Raw genomic sequence first — 18,653 nt, 5'->3', positions numbered from 1 at the left:
GGAGGATATGCGCGTTTTCTCGGGGACATCCACGAGCAGACGAAGAAGACGTCCGGCGATGCTCCTCGATACCCCAGCCCGACACAATAAGCGGCGCGGCCTCTGGTGGTGACGACAAAACACGTACCAGTGCTCGACCGCAGGTACACTCAAGCATCCCTCCTCGATCTTCTCTTGGTTCGCGTCGGAGCGGGCGGATGCACCGCCCGATGGGTGCGGCGACGAATGGCAGCCCGGATGTCATCGCGTGTTGAGAACACTCCCCCATGGGCGCCACATCGTCAACTCGTTGGGTCGTCTTCGCACCGGTGGCCTGGGCGCTCGACGCTCCTCGGCCGGTATCTCAGGATCTTCCTTGGAAAGCACCGATACCTTCCCCCGAGAAACGATCCGGATTCGGAACAATAGCGTCAGAGGAAAGCGCGCAAGGGGGCACGCGAGTGACCTGAAGGAGACAGGACGAGGGGTTGCCACGCAATGCTCTCTTCCTGGCTTCTCGGTTTGCGGCCCTCGCATCAAGGCTGAGGCAGGGATCGCATCAACGCCCGCCGTCAAAATGGCAAGCCAGCGATCGCGGCAGACCTCGAATCTTGCCGGGGTTGAATCGTACATCATGGCCTCACCCTGATCCACGATTGGGACAAATCCATCTGGCCCCCAACCGCGACGCAGTCGATCGTCCAGGGAGGCGCCGAGGCTCCCGAAACTATGGCGTCGCAGCCCTGCTGCCGACAGGATCGCCCGACAGACTGTGACAGGGAGCAGTTCACGAAGGTCACGTGAGTATGGCCGCTCGGGGTGCGTGGCGTATGGATCGCAGCCTCGCTCTCTCAGGCGAACTCCATGATCGGGGCATCCACGGTGAGGGAATCCCCTTCCTTCGCCAGAAGGCTGGCGATGGTGACATCGCGCTCGGCCCGCAGCACGTTTTCCATCTTCATCGCCTCGATCACGCAAAGCGCCTCGCCGGCCTTGACTTCCTGGCCAACCTTGACCGGCACCGCCCTGACCAGGCCCGGCATCGGGCAGAGGAGGAACCTGCCGATACCGGCCGCCTGCTTCTCCAGCATCAGGGCAACGAGAGCGGCTTCGCGCCGCGTGTAGACACATGCTTTGGCATGAGCGCCGGCATGGCCGAGGAAGAATCCGTTCAAGATCGGCCGCACCTGCGCCGTGACTGCGGAGCCGTCGAGCGTGCCATGCCAGACCGGTTCCCCGGGGCGCCAGTCAGAAACGACCGCCATGCTGCGTTCGCCGAGGTCGATCAGCACGGTTCCGCCCTCGTCGTACACCAGACCAGAAAACTGCTCGGCGCCGAGCGTGACAATGCGGGTAGAGTCGAACTCGACCCTTCGCCAGCCTTCCATCTGCGCCGAGATACGACGCTTGCGAGCGTTGAGGCGGTGGTCGCAAGCAATCGCGATCGCCGCCATGCGTCGAGCCACCTCGGCGTTCGGATCCAAAGGCAAGAAGCCCTCGGGGAACTCCTCCGCGATGAAGCGGGTCGAGAGGTTGCCCGAAATCCAGCGCGGATGCTGCATCAGCGCCGAGACAAAAGGGATATTATGACGGATGCCGTCGATGGCGAAGGCGTCAAGCGCGCGGGCCTGCGCCCTGATCGCGGCATCGCGCGTGGGGGCATGCGTCACCAGCTTGGCGATCATCGGGTCGTAGTAGATCGAGACCTCGCCTCCCTCGAACACGCCGGAGTCGATGCGGACCGTCGCCTCGCCATCGTGCCCTTCGGCCGGCGGTCGATAGGTCGTCAGTCGGCCGGTTGAGGGCAGGAAGTCGCGGACCGGATCCTCGGCATAGATGCGGCTCTCAATTGCCCAGCCGGTCAGCTTGACATCCCCCTGCGCGATAGCGAGCGCTTCCCCGCAGGCGACACGGATCATCTGCTCGACCAGATCGATGCCCGTCACCATCTCGGTGACCGGATGCTCGACCTGCAGACGCGTGTTCATCTCGAGAAAATAGAAGGATTTGTCCTGCCCGACCACGAATTCGACCGTGCCGGCGGAATCATAGCCCACCGCCTTGGCGAGCGCGACCGCCTGTTCGCCCATCTTGCGCCGCGTCTCCTCGTCCAGCAGCGGGGACGGCGCTTCTTCGACCACCTTTTGATTGCGACGCTGGATAGAGCATTCGCGCTCGCCGAGGCAGACGACGTTTCCATGCCTGTCGCCCAGAACCTGGATCTCGATATGGCGCGGATTGAGGATGAACTTCTCAACAAAGACACGATCGTCGCCGAAGGAGGACGCGGCCTCGGATCTGGCGCGTGCAAAACCCTCGGCCACCTCCCTCGCCGAATGGGCTATGCGCATACCTTTGCCTCCGCCGCCGGCCGAGGCCTTGATCATGACGGGATAGCCGATCTCATCGGCGATCTCCACAGCACGCCCAGCGCTATCGATGAGCCCGAGATGGCCCGGCACGGTCGAGACCTTGACAGCGGCGGCCACCTTCTTCGACGCGATCTTGTCGCCCATCGCGGCGATCGCGCCGGGATTGGGGCCGATGAAGACGATTCCGTTGTCCTCCAGGAACCGGGCGAAAGCTTCGCGCTCGGACAGGAAGCCGTACCCCGGATGCACGGCCTGGGCTCCCAGCTGCTTGCAGGCTGCGAGAATCGTCTCGATCTGCAAGTAGGACTCGACCGCAGGTGCAGCACCGATATGCACGGCCTCGTCGGCCATTCCAACGTGCAGCGAGTGACGATCGGCATCCGAGTAGACGGCCACCGTTCTGATCCCCATCCGTCGTGCCGTCTTGATGATGCGGCAAGCGATCTCGCCGCGGTTCGCGATCAGGATCTTTGTGAACATGCGAAGAGTTGCCTTGATTGATTGCCCGCCGGATCTGGGGAACCGGCTTTGGAGATCCGGCCGAATGCAAACTTGAGCCGCCGCACTCCTATTTCGGAATCGCGGCCCCGTCCGGTAGAGATCATCAGGGAGTCCAAAGCCTTCGCTCCGTGCCGGGCCGATCGCGAACGCCTCACAGCGGAATATTGTCGTGCTTGCGCCAAGGACGTTCGACGGATTTGGTGCGCAGCAAGGCCAGCGCCCGGACGATTCGACGGCGAGTGGAGTGCGGCATGATCACCTCGTCGATATAGCCACGTTCCGCCGCCACGAACGGGGACATGAAGCGATCCTCGTATTCTCTGGTTCGGCGCGCGATCGTCTCGGGATCCTCGCCGCGGAAGATGATCTCGACAGCGCCCTTGGCGCCCATCACCGCAATCTGCGCGGTGGGCCAAGCATAGTTCACGTCGGCACCGATATGCTTGGAGGCCATTACGTCATAGGCGCCGCCATAGGCCTTTCTGGTGATGACGGTGACAAGCGGCACGGTGCATTGCGAATAGGCGAAAAGCAGCTTGGCGCCATGCTTGATCAAGCCGCCGCATTCCTGCGCCGTGCCGGGCAGGAAGCCTGGGACGTCGACCAGCGTGATGATCGGGATGCCGAAAGCATCGCAATAGCGCACGAAGCGGGCCCCCTTGCGGGAGGCATCGCAATCGAGCACTCCAGCCAGGACCATCGGCTGGTTGGCGACGACGCCGACCGTGCGGCCCCCGATGCGGGCGAAGCCGGTGATGATGTTCCTGGCGTAAGCGCCCTGAATCTCGAAGAAGTCGCGCTCGTCGACGATTTTCAAGATCAGCTCGCTGATGTCATAGGGCTTGTTCGGATTGTCCGGCACCAGCGTGTCGAGGCTCAGGTCGATGCGTTCCGGCACGTCGAAGGACGGCCATTCGGGAACGTCGCCCATGTTGCTGGCCGGCAGAAAATCGATCAGCCGGCGCACCTGCAGCAGAGCTTCAACGTCATTTTCAAAGGAGCCGTCGGCAACCGAGGACTTGGAGGTATGAACCGTGGCACCACCAAGTTCTTCCGGGGTCACGGACTCGTGCGTGACGGTCTTCACCACATCGGGGCCGGTGACGAACATATAGCTGGTGTCGCGCACCATGAAGACGAAGTCGGTCATGGCCGGCGAATAGACGTCACCACCGGCGCAAGGTCCCATGATCACCGAGATCTGAGGGATGACGCCGGATGCCTGCACATTGCGCTTGAAGACCTCACCGTAGCCTCCGAGCGCCGCCACGCCCTCCTGAATGCGGGCGCCGCCGGCGTCGAACAGGCCGACGATCGGGCCGCGCATCCTCAGTGCCATGTCCTGGATCTTGGCGATCTTCTGGGCGTGGGTCTCCGAGAGTGAGCCACCGAAAACGGTAAAATCCTTGGAGAAGACGAAGACAGTGCGGCCGTTGACCGTCCCCCAGCCGGTGACGACGCCGTCCCCGGGAATCCTCTCGGCCTTATCCATGCCGAAATCGGTGCAGCGCTGCTGCACGAACATGTCAAATTCTTCAAACGAATCGTGGTCGAGCAGAAGTTCTATACGCTCCCGCGCCGTCAGTTTGCCGCGTTTGTGCTGCGCCGCGATACGCTTTTCGCCACCGCCTTCACGCGCGCTCTGACGGCGCTCTTCGAGTTGTTCGAGGATGTCACGCATTGTCAATATCCCGCAGAGGCGATGACTTGCCCTTCCGATGCCCCTATGAAGCAGAAATATAGCTTGCGGTCCCGAGAAAAGAGGCTTTATTGTAAATTTGCAAACTGCGCAGATTTGCAGATGAAGAGTCGGAAACTTTTTGCGGGGGCAGCAGTTCGGCGATTGCGCGAAGAGGCCGCATGGCCGCAGCAGGCGCTCGCCAAGCGGCTCGCGATCTCGACCAGCTACCTCAATCAGATCGAGCACAATCAGCGGCCGCTGACGGCAGCGGTTCTGGTCGGGTTGACAAGGGTCTTTCGCGTCGATGCTTCGGTCTTCTCCGACGGCACGGAGGATCGCCTCCTCGTCGATCTTCGCGACGCGTTGTCCGACTCCGCTCTCATGGAGACCGAGATCGGATTGAGCGAACTCAAGGCGGCGATACAGCATGCTCCGACGGTTGCTCGCACCGCGATCAAGCTCCAAGCCTCCCATCGCGCTCTCGCCGACCGTTTCCAGGCACTCGACAGCGCGCTCTCGGGATCAGGCGAGAACCGATCCGCCAACGTCGCATTTCCGTATGAGGAGGTTCGCGACTTCTTTCACGCCATCGGCAACTACGTCGATCCCCTCGATCGTCAGGCCGAGCAGCTCTCCGCCGAGCTGGAGAGCGGCTTCGAGCATCTCGCCGACGCGTTGATCGACCGCTTGGCCAGTCGGCACGGAATCAGTGTGGTGATCGATCGATCGCTGCTTGCGAACCTTCCGGTGCGCCGCCTCGAGCGCGGAGCGCGCAGACTCACCATTGATGGGCAAGCCGAGCGGCCTAGCCAGATCTTCGCCCTCGCTCACCAAGTCGCGCTCCTGGAGGCGAGCGAGGCGATCCAAAAGATCGTGGACCAGGCCGCCTTCCGAAGCGACGATGCCAACGCCGTTTGCGCCGTGTCTCTGGCCAACTACTTCGCCGGCGCGACGATGCTGCCCTATCGGAGATTCCTGGCCGCAGCCCAAACCCATCGCCACGACCTCGGAATTCTGGCCCATCTCTTCGGCGCAAGCCTGGAGCAGGTAAGCCATCGTCTGTCGACGATGCAGCGCCCGGGGCTTCAAGGCGTTCCGTTCTACTTTCTGCGAGTCGATCGAGCCGGCAACATCACCAAGCGTCACAGCGCCACACGTTTCCAATTCGCGCGGTACGGAGGCGCCTGCCCGCTTTGGAATGTCCACGAGGCCTTCGAGGCGCCGGATCGCCTCTTGGTCCAGATCGTCGAAATGCCGGACGGCGTGCGTTATCTCTCGCTGGCGCAGGCGCTCACCAAGCCGGGCGTCGGCTACACGTCGACGCGCCGCCGTTATGCGATCGGACTGGGCTGCGAACTCGCCGACGCCGGACACGTCGTCTATGCGGACGGGCTGGAGTGGAGAACCAACCCTCAGATCACCCCCATCGGCGTGAGCTGCCGGCTCTGCGATCGCCACGATTGCCAGCAGAGAGCCTTCCCACCCGCCGGCTACACCATCTCAATCGATCATGACGTCCGCTATGCCGTGCCGTATGCGATCGCCTCGAAAGGCAGCCGTTAGAGCAGGCGGAATGAAGCGCGAGCATTGGGATTCCGCTGGCGATCCTGATGCGATTCTTGGGGCGGCGGTTACTCGCGATCGGAGGCGTAGGACGGTAGTGGAGGATCAGGCGCCCTCACGGGAAGGACGCGCCGCGCCCACGACCCGTGCTCCGCCGAGCGTGAGCATGTCGTGTGCCTCGAACTAGATGTTTATACCAATCTGTGGGAATCATGACCCATGAGCCCAGCCGCGGAGACCGATGGACATGATCCTCCAGGGCTGAGCCATCAGGGTGTTCCAGGCGAAGCAGCAGTGATCGAGGATGTCCCCGTTAGGACTTGAAGACCCGGTTGGAGAGCCAGTTGTCCCGGAGGAACTGCCAGATGTTTTCGGCGGCGTTGAGCTCGGGCGACCGGGCCGGGATCGGCAGCAGGGTGATGTTGGCTGGCACGGCCAGCTTGCCGGTCATGGTGCCAGCCGGCCTGATCGACCAGGACGACGGCGTGGGCGCCCGGGGCCACGGCCTGGGCGATTTCGGCCAGGTGCAACTGCATCGCCTCGGTGGTGCAGCGGGGCAGGACCAGGCCGGCGCCCTTGCCATCCTTCGGGCAGATGGCGCCGAAGATGTAGGCCCCAGCGCCGGGTGATCTTGTTCTTCTGGCCAATCCGGGCCTCGTCTTGAAACCAGATCTCTATCGGCTGGCCCGGGTGGCGCGCGACGATCTCCGCCACGCGGGCCGGGAAGTTTTTTTGAACGCCGCGGCCGCAGCCGGGTCCTGGGCATGATGGCGCGGCCGGGCGGAGAGCTTGCGGTAGCCCATCTGCTGCAGCGTCCGGCCCAGCGCCGTCTCGCCGATCACGATCCGGAACTCCTCGAACAGCCGCTGCGCCAGGTCGGCGAGCCGCCAGCGGACCATACCGTCCACCGCCGGCACCAGCCCGTCCTCGACCCATCGGGCCAGCGCCGCCCGATGCTCGGCCCCGAGCCGTGGCGACCGCCCTGGCGGCTTGCCGGTCAGAACACCAGACGGGCCCTCGGCGTTGAACTGCAGCACCCAGTCGCGGATGGTCTGCAGCCCGACATCCCCGACCTGTGCTGCGTTGCTCCGGCTGCCGCCGTCCAGGATCACCGCCAGGGCCAGAAGCCGGCGCGCCTGGCCGGCGTCCCGCGTCCGCCGCGCCAAACCGCGCAGATCCGACGCCGAGTAGTCCCTCCGAAGGGCGATTGGCGCTGCCATGGCGAACCCCTTGCTGTTTGCCCCCTTGAATCACGCCGCCTCCACCTTGCAAAGCCCCGTGAGTCATCCCTTCAGAGGATTGGTATCAGATCTGGATCGGCGGTAATCGCCGGCGCCACGGCTTCGACGAAGGCCCAGCGCAGCCATTTGTCGCGCTATTTGATGATCCGGCCGTGGCAGGTCTTGCCGCCGCTGGATTAGGTCGATGGGACCAACCCAGCATAGGCCGCCAGCTTGGCTGCCGAGCGGAAGCGGCGGATGTCGTCGATCTTGGCATCGATCAGCCTGACGCACGAAGACTTCGACGGCGTGAACCGGGTTATCCTCGCCGACGTAGTCGTCCAAGCAGTCCGGCAGCAGCGGGACCTGGCGGCAGTCCTGACCCTCGACCAAATACGTCACGCCTGCCCCCCAGCCACCCCGGACAGCGTATCAGATCACCACGTTTTCACGCGGCCTGGATCCAAGCGCCCAGGGAACTGACCTTTGTGGACAGAACACGATTGCCCACGGGCGTAGCCATCGTCGGCAAAGCCATCATCGCCATGGTGGGCCGCGCGCCGGCAGAAGGCCGCCGTTGCTCGTCGTGATAAGGTCTTTATCGGTCAGAGATTGCAACGAAGGCTGGGAACTGCAGGGGCAGTGAAAAGGCGCCATGGTGGCTATTCCAACGTCGAGTCCTGCTGCAGTCGTGAACCCTGCGACGAGACGATCTGATCAACCACGGCCATCGATAATTTGCAAACGCCAAGATCACCTCGTGCGAGAAATATGGGCAATGAGTTCCTCGACCCGGCTGGCGCCAAAGACGTCGATCTTTCCATTTCAACTTCATTAATATCCAGCATCGAACGATTTCAATTTCAAAACCGAAAGTGGGTTGCATAGAAAGGGATAGGTATCTTTGCGGCCTGGCCCCGATTGGCCGGAGGATCAAAGCGACTTTGCGGCGGCGGCGCTGTCGCTCGTCAAAGTCAAGACGAGGGAGTAGCGAACCATCGCAGTGGTCTTCGAGCTGCAACTCGACAGGACCGCGTTGAGATCGTAGGGTCTCGGCATGTGGTCGTTCGGTTCGAGCAGCAGGCAGAAGACAAACCGATTCGGCACACGAGTAATCTCCTTAAGGATACTCTATGCACCATTGCGGCCTAGGGCGGGTCCTCTACCTGCCGCCATCTGTCCAAACGGCAGGCACAAAATCCGTCCTCTATGACTTTGTCGAAAACACAGCTTCGGACGAATCATCTTGGAATAAAATCCAGCATCTGAAGGAAGACTTCTTCTCGATCGAAGATCAAGTAGCCTGGGAACGGTGGCTTCTAAGCCATCATCTGAGCTTTCTACTATGGCTATTGGCGATCGACGAACTGACGCTCTGCGAGCTTGAGGCTGTCGATGTCCCCACAAGAATTACGAGAATAGAGCGAGTCGGCACCTATCTTAACGGCTACGGGGCGGCGCTGACCTACGCGAGGATGATCACACAGGAACAATATGCCCAACAAATCAGACCCTTTATGAACCAATACTACCCTGGATTTTCGGCCACCTGGGCTGAAGACTACCAGATCCTAAAGCGGAAGATCGGGATAATTCTGCGCGACGACACCCTCGGCCGATCGGTTAGGGCATCCTTTCGTGAAACCGTCCAGGAGCACATACGAACAGCGCAGGATCTGGTTCCGAGCGGGCCATCACTTCTGAAGGAGATTCTTGCGGCTAACAGTGACTCACTTCCGGCGCTTGGCGCGAGTCATTTCGCTTACGATTCACTGTTTCTGGTCCGCCGCTGCCGGGTGCCAAAAATCGCGCTCGCAACACAACTCAGCTACCGCGTGGCCGCCACTGCGCGAGACGTTCAGTCTCGGCCCCTCCCAGATCATGTCGATCCGAAAGCGGCGACACACCTAATCATCGTCTTGCAGCGGGCTGCGGCGTCAGCTTGGGCCGCCCGGACGACGTCGACTTCTACATCCGCGGCAACGTCTGTCGACACCTAGTCTTACTGAGTCAGAAAGTCGCGTCCGCGTGGGGATTCGGAGCAGCGTCGGGTTTACTGCGGTAGCGCCTCGACCTCAGCGAAGTGCGGTGCGATGGACAGCTGGACGGCGGAGAGTGAAGCGGCGTTCGAGGCCTATACCGAAAGCCTGGTGGAGGTGATCGGCCACGCCGACCGGGCCGAGCCGCTGAAGGATTACTACTTGGGCTTGTTGCTGCCGGTGGAGCGCAAGAGCGTGGAACCATTGGCGGCGGTGACGGCGCCCTCGCGCGTGGCCGCCAAGCATCAGTCGTTGCTGCATGTCGTGGGCCAGGCGCCGTGGTCGGATGCGGCGCTGATGGGCCGGGCGCGGAACTGGGTGCTGCCGACGCTTGAGCAGCGGGGTCCGATCCGGGCCTGGGTCATCGACGACACCGGCTTTCCCAAGAAAGGGAAGCACTCGGTGGGCGTGGCGCGGCAGTACTGCGGCCAACTGGGCAGGCAGGACAATTGCCAGGTGGCGGTCAGTCTGTCGGTGCCCGCGATGCGGCGAGCCTGCCGATCGCCTGGCGACTGTATCTGCCGCAAGCCTGGGCCGAGGATCCAGAGCTGCGGCGCCGGGGCAAGATCCCGCCCGAGGTCGCCTTTCAGACCAAGCCGCAGATCGCGCTGGAGCAGATCAGGCAGGCCAAGGCTTCGGGGCTCGCGCCGGGCGTGGTCTTGGCCGACGCCGGCTATGGGACGGACGGGTCGTTCCGCGCCGGGGTGACCGAGCTCGGCCTGACCTATGCGGTGGGCGTCCTGTCCTCCTTGAGCGTCTGGCCGCCCGGCCAAGGCCCTCTGCCACCCCTGCCGTGGAGCGGCAAAGGTCGGCCGACCACGCGACTGCGCCGAACCGCCGACCACCAGCCGATCTCGGCCAAGGCCTTGGCCCAGGCGCTGCCAGCCGGGGCCTGGCAGGCCGTCACCTGGCGGGAGGGGAGCAATGGCGAACTCGGCTCGCGCTTCGCCGCCTTGCGCGTGCGCACCGCGCATCGGGATTTCGACCGATCCGAGCCCCATCCCCAGGAATGGCTGTTGATCGAGTGGCCCGAGGGCGAGGTCGAGCCGACCAAGTATTGGCTGTCCATCCTGCCGGCCGACATCCCGGTCGCCCAACTGGTCGATGTCGCCAAGCTCCGCTGGCGCATCGAGCGGGACTATCAGGAGCTCGGCCTCGGCCATTACCAGGGCCGCGGCTGGCGTGGCTTCCATCACCACGTCGGCCTCTGCATCGCCGCCTACGGATTCCTCGTCTCCCTGCTCGAGACGCTTCCCCCCTCAGCTGCAGCTCAAGCCCCTCGCCGCCAAGCGCCCGGCCTTCCCGAGGGTCATCGACCCCGCGGCGCCCCCGATCCGACCCGAACGGCACGTCCCGACCTCAATCCCCACGCTGCGGCGACGCCTGACCGTCGCCCTGGCTCAGCGCCTGCAACGATGTCCCTGTTGCGCGACTACGATCCACAATCCTAGGCCACTTGTGACGCAGTAAGACTAGCCCTGGAGCGCCATGGCGGCCCTGCCTCGACGTCCGGTCATCGACCCGGTCTCCTCCCGCGGCTGCTTGTACCAATCGCGCCCTGCAACCGCGTGATCGATGGCCGCCCGTACCTTTGGTGAAAGCTGGCGCGACCGAGGATAGACTGCGAACAGATCACGCGCACGCGGCCGCCACCCACCGAGATTCAGGCTCACGAACGCATCACTAGAACGTCCAGCGACGAGGCTTTCTGGCAGATAGCCGAGGCCGAGGCCCCGGCCAGCGGCCACAGCCCCCAGCGCCAAATCTTCGATCTTCGCCCCAATGATCTCGGGCACAAACGTGATGTCCCCCTCGCCATCGCGCTCGAAGTGCCACGATTCGAGAGGCGGTGTCAGAATGCATGGCAGAGTCGTCAACTGGCGTGGATGTGTCAGCTTCATCACATCCGGGTACCGCTTCACAAATGGGAGGCTGGCGCAGAGCGCATAACGGACGGGCCAGAGCTTCCGCGCCACGTGCCGACCGTCGGGCAAAGGCCCGAGTTGGAAGGCAAGATCGATGCCCTCTTCAACCAGGTCCGGCGTGCCGTTGGTGAGGCGCAGATCCATGACGAGATCGGGGTGCTGCGCCGCAAAATCGAGCAAGTATGGCCCGAACATCTCCGAACATGCAAAGAATGGAGCGGTCACCCTGATCGTGCCGCGAAGACCATTGCCCTTGGTGGCCAGAGCTTCACGGGCGGCCTCGAACTCGTCGAAAACGAGGCTGCAACGCTCGGCAAAGGCTCGGCCGTCCTCCGTCAAGCTGACGGCCCGAGTTGTGCGCCGCAGGAGTTGAGTGCTCAAACGAGCTTCCAGTGCGGCGACCCGACGGCTAACGGTGCTGACGGGCATTCGAAGCACCCGTCCCGCGCCGCTGAAGGTCCCTTCGCGAACGACGCTGAGAAAGATCGCTGCGTCGTCAAAGCCGAGGTTCATTTTCCCACCAATGCAAAACGCCTTTCCAATCAACCGGGATTGTTGCGTACCTCCACCACCTTATCTCATCGACCGGTGGGTTGCCCACCGCCCACAAAACAGATGGGAAAAATCATCGCCATGCAGATTGGAATCATCGGCGCGACCGGCAATATCGGCCAGCGAGTCCTCTCCGAGGCCGTCAGCAGAGAGCACCAAGTCACTGCGTTCACGCGCGACGCCTCGCGATTCCCGCCAGATCCAGCCAGCGTCACCTGGAAGACGCTGGACGTCTTCGATCTCGAAAGCGTGATGTCGGGAATACAGGGCCTGGACGTCCTAGTGAGCACTTACCAGCCGGGCAACGCAGCACGCGACTTGAACGACACGGTGCAGCAATCGATCAGGAATCCTGGCGTCTATGCCGAGGTTGCCAGAACCCTGTTGAAGGCGATGGAAAGCCATCTGCGCCTTAGGCTGATCGTCGTGGGCGGCGCGGGCAGCCTGGAACTGAGGCCCGGGCTTGTGGAAGCTGACACGGCCGACGAATTGCGCAAGGGCTTGAAGGAGATCGGTATCCCCGAGGAATACGAGGTTGCGGTCCGTGGCCATCGCGATGCGTTGAACACCTATCGGCTCTCGAACCGCCGCTGGACGTATTTCAGCCCAGCGCACAACATTTATCCTGGCGAGCGGACTGGTCGCTATCGACTCGGTGGCGATCAGCCCGTCCTCGACGCGGACGGACAGAATCGGATCTCCATCGAAGATGCCGCAGTCGCGATCATCGATGAGGTGGAGCTACCACGGCACGTTCAGCGGCGCTTCACGATCGGATACTGAAGCCAAGCATGCGCCGCGGCGTCCAGCTCACCGCGGCGCATGCACGGTCCGGCTGACCTGTCACGGCAGCCTTGCCATCTGTCCGCAGACAGATTAGCCAGACCCGCTCGCCATTCGACAAACTCGACCCGCACCACCCGTGATGCCAAAGAAGGGAGCTGCCTCCGTCGGGGTGGCTCCACAGTACGCCTCAGCCCTGGGCAAGAATGCGAACTGCCAGACCCTGGTCTCTCTGACGCTGGCCCGCGGCGAGGTGCCGGTGATGGTGGGTCTGCGGCTGTTTCTGCCGGAGAGCTGGACGAGCGACCCGGCCCGCCTGACCCGGGCGCGGGTTCCGGAAGAGCAACAGAGCTTTCACAGCAAGATCGCGATCGAGAAGATCAATCGAGTCAGATCTGCGGGTATGCGGTTCGGATGCGTGCTGGCCGATGCCGAGCCGACTACCGCTTCCGCGATATAGGCGGTCAGCGCATGCCCGGCAAAGAGATCTGGTTGATCGGTGAGCGGCGCGTCAGCGGCGAGTGCAGATACCACCCCTCCAGTCTGCCTCCCGACACGTCCGCGCAAGACACTCGCCGGCACCGTCAAGGCACACTGGGTGCAGACCTTTTCCAGCAGAAGAACGGCGCCGTGGTGCACCGGATCGTGGGCTACCGGCGCCTGAAGGGGATCGCGGCTGCGGCGGCGCTGGCGCGGCTCTACACGAGGGTGGGGTTGTTCGTGAACTTCTTCCAGCCGTCGTTCAAGCTGGCCGGGAAGGAGCACGACGGCGCTCAGGTGCGCAAGCCACACCTCCGCCTGTGCCGCCGACAGAGGGTGGGATAGCTTCAGGACTTCGTTCATGCGCAGGTCATCGCGGAGCCGGGGTCGGTCAGCTCCCTCGGACAGGGACGAGGGACGGGAGGCGGCGGTGGGTGACCGCAGGCCCATTCTCGACCAAAGTGGCCTCCCCGACCCCGGCCAAGAGGTGATCCGGCAGCGGTGATGCCGGGCATGCGAGCTGTGGCGCCGACACCTCGCAACGCCGGGCCACGCATCGAAGACTTCGAAACCGGCGGGTCGGTCCGCACGGGTCGAACGCCATCAATACGCCCAAGGTTCGTCGTTCCGGTCCCGGTGCTGCGAGGAGTGATTCTCAATCGCCGCGGCTTCCAAGCCGCGGATCGCGAGCGATTGGTGGGATCAGCCGCTCGCCCGGGCCAGGCCGCGCAGCAGCCGGGGGCCCGACCTCTCAACTCTCTCCCAATGCCAACGACCGGCCGCAGCTGGGCATCGAATATTTTTGAGATCCGATATCGAGATCATCAAATATACGAAAAATCATCAATCAGCGTGCGCGCGACGGACCGCAAATTTGTCAGGCGAACTTCCTTTCTCCGCGTTACAAATAACATCGACACTGGCGCCCCTCTGGCCGCCGCCTCTATTTGCATGACGGTTGGTGTAGAGGCGGATCTCATCCTGGTCCGGGATCACGTCGGAGAGCGGATCGCTGCACATCGTCTCGCGCACCAGCACCGCCGGGCCTTCGGCCCCTTTGCGCAGGTCGACGGCTTCATCGCCACCGTCACCCGGACGGCCCGGTCATGCGCCCGCCTCGAGCGCCTGGTTCATCGCCGCGATCGCCCGCGGGTTTGCATCCATGCTCACCCGCACTTCGCCCCCGCCCGCCGCGACCCCGTTCCCGCTCGCCTCCGACCGGCGGCGCCCCCGGCGCGGCAGGACAGACACCGCGGCCGGCTCCGGCTGGGCCGCCGCCGGCAACGCCGCGGGGGGCTGCCGCGCCAGGCGGCGCCGGGCGAACAGCTGCTGCGGCACCGGACCGTGCCGGCGAGCGACGGTGGAGACTGATGTGCCCTCCCCGTCGCTCTCGGTGACGATCGCCGCGGTCTCCTCCCACGTCGGAGCCTCCTTCGGCTCCGAGCTCAAGGCTCTTCCCGATCGCCGATATCCCGCCACTGCCGCCAGCCGGGAACGCTCCCATTGTATCGTCGGCGTCGCATATCCGCTCCGGTGGCTCGAACGGCGCTCGAGCCGGGCGGGAAGCGCGGCGGCGCGTGCATGCCGGAGAGACAGATTGGCAAATCTGAGTGCCCGACGGCGTGCTCAACGTGCCTGCATACGCAACGCGCCATCCAGCCGGGTGACCGACCCATTGACCATCGGATTGGTGACGAGTGCGACGACCATGTGAGCGAGCTCCTCCGGCTTTCCAAAACGATGCGGAAATGGAACCGTCGCGATGATCGACTCCTGCACGTCCGGGGTCATCCTCTGGACCATCGGCGTGCCGAACAAACCAGGAGCAATGGCGGCCACGCGAATGCCGTATCGTGCAAGCTCGCGCAGCCGGCAGCGTCAGCGATGCCACGCCTCCCTTCGCAGCTGCATAGGCAGCCTGGCCGATCTGTCCTTCCGACGCGGCGACCGAAGCCGTGTTCACGATGACGCCCCCCTCTCCCTCCGCGTCAGGATCATTGTCCTTCATGGCATTGGCGGCCAGGCGCAGCCAGTTGAAGCTTCCCACCAGATTCACACGGACCACCCGTTCGAATTCGGCGAGCGAAGCCGGCCCATCCCGCCCCACGATGCGGGCACTCGGCGCGATCCCAGCACAGTTGACCAGAATGCGCGGCCTTCCCAGTCGCTCGAGAATCCCGGCCAGGACACACTCGGCACCGCGGCGTCCGCAACGTCACAGGTGAAGGGCAACCCGCCGGTCTCAGCAGCGACCGCCTCAAGCGCCTGCACATTGAGATCGACCAGCGCGAGGCGCCCGCCCTCACGAGCCAACCGCACCGCGGTGGCGCGGTCGAGGCCGGAGGCCGCACCACAGACAATCACGACCCGATCCTTGATCTCCATCAAGCCTCTCCACACGTCCGGTGCGGCCCGGCCCGCCCTGGCAGTTCGGCCGCAGGTGGTACAAACCGCGCGAAATCCGCCGGGCCGGCGCGTTCCGTGGCGATTTGGTTTTCGGGCGCGTCGGGATCGCGATGGCCGAGCGCCATCCCGCAGACCAGCATTTGCCCGGCCGGAATATCGAGATGGCTGGCAATGATTCTGTGATATTTGACGAAGGCCGCTTGCGGACAGGTATCCAGACCAAAGCCGCGCGCGGCCAGCATGATGTTCTGCAAGAACATGCCGTAATCGAGCCAGCTGCCCCGCTCGAGATCCTGCTCGATCGTGAAGAGCAACCCGACTGGCGCGCCGAAGAACAGATAGTTCCGCGCCTGTTGGCGCACGATCTTTTCGGTTTCGCCCCGGGCGATGCCGAGAGCGCCGTAGAGGTCCCAGCCCACTTTCCGGCGCCGGGCGAGATGGGGTTCGCGCCAACGGGTCGGATAGTAGGCATAGACCTCCTCCCCTGGATCGCCCGAGAGCGCCAGGGCCTCGAGCTCCCTGGTCAGGGCCGCCAGCGGTCGCCCGGTCAGGATAATGACCCGCCACGGCTGAATGTTCGAGCCACTCGGCGCCCGCGCAGCGACTTCGAGAATCCGGGCGATCGTGGCATGAGGAACCTCGTCCGGAAGGAAGGCGCGCACCGAGCGACGGGAAAGAATGGCCTCTTCCACGCTCCTGGAGAACTCGCTCGGCAGGCCCTGGCGGCAGGCCGTCATCACCCGTACGCCCCTCCTACGCGCCCGGCCTGTCGACCGGCGCCGATATATCGAGATTCGCAAGCTCGTACCCCCGCTTGAAATCGAGGATGTGCTTCTCCATCCATTCTCGCGCCCCCTTTTCGTTGCGGTCGCGAACCGCAGCAAAGATGCTCTCATGAGCGACCAGGAGGCGCTGGCCGGCGTTGAGGCGGGACATCACGGCATAGAAGGCCGGATAGAACAGCTCACTGATCGGGAGCCGGGCCAATTGGATCGCACGATTGCGCGCAGCCCGTGCAATCAGCTCATGGAACTCGATGTCGAGCGCGGTCAAGCTCGAGCTGTCCTCCAGCGCCTGACGGGTCGCCGCCAGGTTCTCCTCGATGGCGCTGAAGTCCTGATCCGTGCCTCGATGGGCGGCTGCGGTCGCTGCCGCCGGTTCCAGCGCGAACATAGCCTCCCACAGCTCGTCGAACGTCACCTGGTGGAGAACCATCGCGGCGGTCAGGCGTCGGGAGATCTCAGACGATTGCGGAATCGAGACATACAGCTTCTTGCGCCCGATCTCTCGGCGCACGAACCCGTTCTGCTCAAGGCCTCTGATCGCCTCGCGAACAGTCGAACGATTGACGCCGAGCTGTTCGGCCAGCCCTGCCTCGGAAGGAAGCGGATCGCCGGGAGCGATCGCCCCGGACAGGATCTTCTCCTCGATCGCACGCGCCACCAGCCGAAAGGCCGGCTCGGCACGAACCTGACTAAACAGAACCGACATGGACCGCCTTTCCACGCAAAACGCCCTTTTGCCTTTCCATGTCCCGCAGGGCGCGGCGCTGAATCTTGCCGGTCATCGTCTTTGGCAACTCCGGCAGGAACTCGACTGCCCGCGGGTACTTGTACGGTGCGGTGACTTGTTTTACATGATCTTGCAATGCCCTCGCGAGCACGTCCGAAGGCAGAAACGTCGGGCGCAAAACGACGAATGCCTTGACGATCTCGCCACGCTCATCGTCCGGAACGCCGATGACAGCGCTTTCGAGAACGGCGGCATGCTCCATCAGCGCATTCTCGACCTCGGCAGGCCCGATGCGATAGCCTGCCGAGTTGATAACGTCGTCGCGGCGGCCGCAGTGGAAGAAGTAGCCGTCCTCGTCGCGCCGTCCGAGATCACCGGTGATGAACCAGCGGCCTTCGGGCCCTTCAACGAAGCACTCGGCCGTGCGCGCATCCTCCTGCCAGTAACCTAGCATCATCTGCGGATTCGGCGTGAGCACAGCGATATCCCCCTCCACCCCGCTGGGCAGTCGATGGCCATTCGCGTCGATGATATCGAGCTCGAGACCCGGAGGAGGCAGACCCATGGAGCCCCGCTTTGGCGTCAGGCAGGGATAGTTGAGCAGAGTCATCAGCGTCTCCGTCTGCCCATACGCCTCCAGAACGGGGAGTCCGGTCGCGGCCTGCCATCGCTCTGCCACGGCGACATTCAGCGCTTCGCCCGCTGAGATGCAGTGCCGAAGCCGCCGTAAGTCAAAAGCCCGGACATCTTCCCCAACGACCCTGATCAACTCGGTGCCGGTCGCGCAGTAGACGCTCACGCCGTATCGCTGGAGCAAGGCCAGGCGCTCGCCGGAATCGAACGGGCCGTCAAAGAAGAAACTGCAGGCACCGCAACTCCAGGGACCGAACAGGATCGACGTGCCGGCTTTGCTCCAACCGGTATCGGCCGTGCACCAGACAACGTCATCCCGGCCGAGATCGAGCCAATAGAAAGCCGAACAGCGCCAAGCATACAACGCGCGCGCGGCGTGGAGCACCCCTTTGGGCTGTCCTGTCGAGCCGCTCGTATAGTAGAGGATCGCGGGATCGTCCGCCGCCACGACGACGGGGGCGAATGTTTCGCCAGCCGTGGCGAACGCCGCCTCATACGCTTCGAACCCTGTAGCGCCGCCGATGGCGAGGCGAACCGGCAGGTCCCTCTCCAGGCCTACAAATTTGTGAGCGTGCTCGCCCCGCACGAAGACAGCCTTGGCACCGGAATGACGCACCCGATAGGCGACATCCTTGGCAGTGAGCATCTCGATGCAGGGAACAGGTACCGCACCGAGCTTGAGGCAACCGACTATGGCGATCTGCCATTCGGGAATGCGCGGCATCATCACGATCACCCGATCCCCCTTGCGGACGCCGCGGCGGCTGAGCATGTCGGCAAACCGGGCTGACTGCCTGGCCATGTCGGAAAACGAGAATCGCCTCTCCTCGCCCTTGGCGTTGGCCCAGATCAGAGCCGGCCCATCCGCATCGCGCGCCAGACGATCCACGACATCTGCGCCGAAGTTGAACGTCGCCGGTACCTTCCAGCGGAAATTCCTCCGCTCTTGATGATAGTCCGTCATGTTCGAAGCCACCGTCTCCTCCCCAAGCATTTGCTCTTTTCGT

The 18,653-nt window shown here is 63.7% G+C and carries 12 protein-coding genes and 5 pseudogenes; 6 read left to right on the top strand and 11 right to left on the bottom strand.

Annotated elements, in window-relative coordinates:
* Positions 1 to 830: 830 nt before the first annotated feature.
* Together AAHM41_RS00435 and AAHM41_RS00430 are read right to left on the bottom strand one after the other, a co-directional pair.
* The gene (locus AAHM41_RS00435) at positions 831 to 2,831 is read right to left on the bottom strand and encodes an acetyl/propionyl/methylcrotonyl-CoA carboxylase subunit alpha (protein WP_342234514.1); all 2,001 of its coding nucleotides are present in this window, start codon (positions 2,829 to 2,831) and stop codon (positions 831 to 833) included.
* Positions 2,832 to 3,003: 172 nt separating this feature from the next.
* Positions 3,004 to 4,533, bottom strand: a complete 1,530-nt coding sequence (locus AAHM41_RS00430) for an acyl-CoA carboxylase subunit beta (RefSeq protein WP_342234513.1) — start codon at positions 4,531 to 4,533, stop codon at positions 3,004 to 3,006.
* Between the two features lie 45 nt (positions 4,534 to 4,578).
* Between AAHM41_RS00430 and AAHM41_RS00425 the strand changes: the two genes are divergently transcribed.
* Complete coding sequence (locus tag AAHM41_RS00425; protein ID WP_342234512.1) at positions 4,579 to 6,096, top strand: helix-turn-helix domain-containing protein; 1,518 nt, start codon at positions 4,579 to 4,581, stop codon at positions 6,094 to 6,096.
* A 210-nt stretch (positions 6,097 to 6,306) separates the two neighbouring features.
* On the opposite strand, the pseudogene AAHM41_RS00420 reads toward AAHM41_RS00425, so the two are convergent.
* Both AAHM41_RS00420 and AAHM41_RS40560 read right to left on the bottom strand, forming a co-directional pair.
* Positions 6,307 to 7,316: pseudogene (locus tag AAHM41_RS00420) on the bottom strand (IS630 family transposase).
* Between the two features lie 197 nt (positions 7,317 to 7,513).
* Positions 7,514 to 7,585 carry a transposase gene (locus AAHM41_RS40560; protein WP_446719423.1) on the bottom strand — a complete coding sequence of 24 codons (72 nt, stop codon included), beginning with the start codon at positions 7,583 to 7,585 and terminating at the stop codon, positions 7,514 to 7,516.
* Between the two features lie 864 nt (positions 7,586 to 8,449).
* Between AAHM41_RS40560 and AAHM41_RS00415 the strand changes: the two genes are divergently transcribed.
* The gene (locus tag AAHM41_RS00415) at positions 8,450 to 9,316 is read left to right on the top strand and encodes a hypothetical protein (protein ID WP_342234511.1); all 867 of its coding nucleotides are present in this window, start codon (positions 8,450 to 8,452) and stop codon (positions 9,314 to 9,316) included.
* Positions 9,317 to 9,409: 93 nt separating this feature from the next.
* A pseudogene (locus AAHM41_RS00410) lies at positions 9,410 to 10,806 on the top strand (IS701 family transposase).
* Positions 10,807 to 10,827: 21 nt separating this feature from the next.
* On the opposite strand, the gene AAHM41_RS00405 reads toward AAHM41_RS00410, so the two are convergent.
* Positions 10,828 to 11,793 (bottom strand): LysR family transcriptional regulator, encoded by a 966-nt coding sequence (locus AAHM41_RS00405; RefSeq protein ID WP_446719421.1) that lies wholly within the window; start codon positions 11,791 to 11,793, stop codon positions 10,828 to 10,830.
* A gap of 102 nt (positions 11,794 to 11,895) precedes the next feature.
* Here AAHM41_RS00405 and AAHM41_RS40555 point away from each other — a divergent pair, with 102 nt between their 5' ends.
* The 3 genes and pseudogenes from AAHM41_RS40555 to AAHM41_RS00390 all read left to right on the top strand — a co-directional run.
* Positions 11,896 to 12,615: an NAD(P)-dependent oxidoreductase gene (locus tag AAHM41_RS40555; protein ID WP_446719420.1), complete on the top strand. Its 720-nt coding sequence runs from the start codon at positions 11,896 to 11,898 to the stop codon at positions 12,613 to 12,615.
* Positions 12,616 to 12,757: 142 nt separating this feature from the next.
* Positions 12,758 to 13,048: pseudogene (locus AAHM41_RS00395) on the top strand (transposase); the annotation flags it as partial.
* 179 nt (positions 13,049 to 13,227) lie between these two features.
* Positions 13,228 to 13,416 (top strand): annotated as a pseudogene (locus AAHM41_RS00390) (ISNCY family transposase); the annotation flags it as partial.
* Positions 13,417 to 14,199: 783 nt separating this feature from the next.
* Here AAHM41_RS00390 and AAHM41_RS00385 read toward each other — a convergent pair.
* The 6 genes and pseudogenes from AAHM41_RS00385 to AAHM41_RS00360 all read right to left on the bottom strand — a co-directional run bounded on the left by AAHM41_RS00385 (position 14,200) and on the right by AAHM41_RS00360 (position 18,622).
* The gene (locus tag AAHM41_RS00385; RefSeq protein ID WP_342234508.1) at positions 14,200 to 14,544 is read right to left on the bottom strand and encodes a transposase; all 345 of its coding nucleotides are present in this window, start codon (positions 14,542 to 14,544) and stop codon (positions 14,200 to 14,202) included.
* 177 nt (positions 14,545 to 14,721) lie between these two features.
* A pseudogene (locus AAHM41_RS00380) lies at positions 14,722 to 15,223 on the bottom strand (SDR family NAD(P)-dependent oxidoreductase).
* Complete coding sequence (locus AAHM41_RS00375; protein WP_342234507.1) at positions 15,148 to 15,480, bottom strand: SDR family NAD(P)-dependent oxidoreductase; 333 nt, start codon at positions 15,478 to 15,480, stop codon at positions 15,148 to 15,150. The pseudogene AAHM41_RS00380 and the gene AAHM41_RS00375 overlap by 76 nt, the downstream one beginning before the upstream one ends.
* Positions 15,480 to 16,238, bottom strand: coding sequence for a nitroreductase (locus AAHM41_RS00370; protein ID WP_342234540.1), 759 nt, complete (start codon positions 16,236 to 16,238; stop codon positions 15,480 to 15,482). Before AAHM41_RS00370 ends, AAHM41_RS00375 begins: the two co-directional genes overlap by 1 nt.
* Before the next feature lie 16 nt (positions 16,239 to 16,254).
* Complete coding sequence (locus AAHM41_RS00365) at positions 16,255 to 16,992, bottom strand: FadR/GntR family transcriptional regulator (RefSeq protein ID WP_342234506.1); 738 nt, start codon at positions 16,990 to 16,992, stop codon at positions 16,255 to 16,257.
* Positions 16,976 to 18,622 carry an acyl-CoA synthetase gene (locus AAHM41_RS00360; RefSeq protein ID WP_342234505.1) on the bottom strand — a complete coding sequence of 549 codons (1,647 nt, stop codon included), beginning with the start codon at positions 18,620 to 18,622 and terminating at the stop codon, positions 16,976 to 16,978. The genes AAHM41_RS00365 and AAHM41_RS00360 overlap by 17 nt, the downstream gene beginning before the upstream one ends.
* Between the last annotated feature and the right edge of the window lie 31 nt (positions 18,623 to 18,653).

It is taken from the genome of Inquilinus sp. OTU3971 (assembly GCF_038440215.1).
Note: the sequence above shows the minus strand (reverse complement) of the source record. Positions and strands in the feature narration are given on the sequence as shown.

Excerpts from the sequence above, each read along its gene's own strand:
- AAHM41_RS00435 (WP_342234514.1), bottom strand. The coding sequence starts at position 2,831 with ATGTTCACAAAGATCCTGATCGCGAACCGCGGCGAGATCGCTTGCCGC.
- AAHM41_RS00430 (WP_342234513.1), bottom strand. The coding sequence starts at position 4,533 with ATGCGTGACATCCTCGAACAACTCGAAGAGCGCCGTCAGAGCGCGCGT.
- AAHM41_RS00425 (WP_342234512.1), top strand. The coding sequence starts at position 4,579 with ATGAAGCAGAAATATAGCTTGCGGTCCCGAGAAAAGAGGCTTTATTGT.
- AAHM41_RS00415 (WP_342234511.1), top strand. The coding sequence starts at position 8,450 with ATGCACCATTGCGGCCTAGGGCGGGTCCTCTACCTGCCGCCATCTGTC.
- AAHM41_RS00405 (WP_446719421.1), bottom strand. The coding sequence starts at position 11,793 with ATGAACCTCGGCTTTGACGACGCAGCGATCTTTCTCAGCGTCGTTCGC.
- AAHM41_RS40555 (WP_446719420.1), top strand. The coding sequence starts at position 11,896 with ATGGGAAAAATCATCGCCATGCAGATTGGAATCATCGGCGCGACCGGC.
- AAHM41_RS00375 (WP_342234507.1), bottom strand. The coding sequence starts at position 15,480 with ATGGAGATCAAGGATCGGGTCGTGATTGTCTGTGGTGCGGCCTCCGGC.
- AAHM41_RS00370 (WP_342234540.1), bottom strand. The coding sequence starts at position 16,238 with ATGACGGCCTGCCGCCAGGGCCTGCCGAGCGAGTTCTCCAGGAGCGTG.
- AAHM41_RS00365 (WP_342234506.1), bottom strand. The coding sequence starts at position 16,992 with ATGTCGGTTCTGTTTAGTCAGGTTCGTGCCGAGCCGGCCTTTCGGCTG.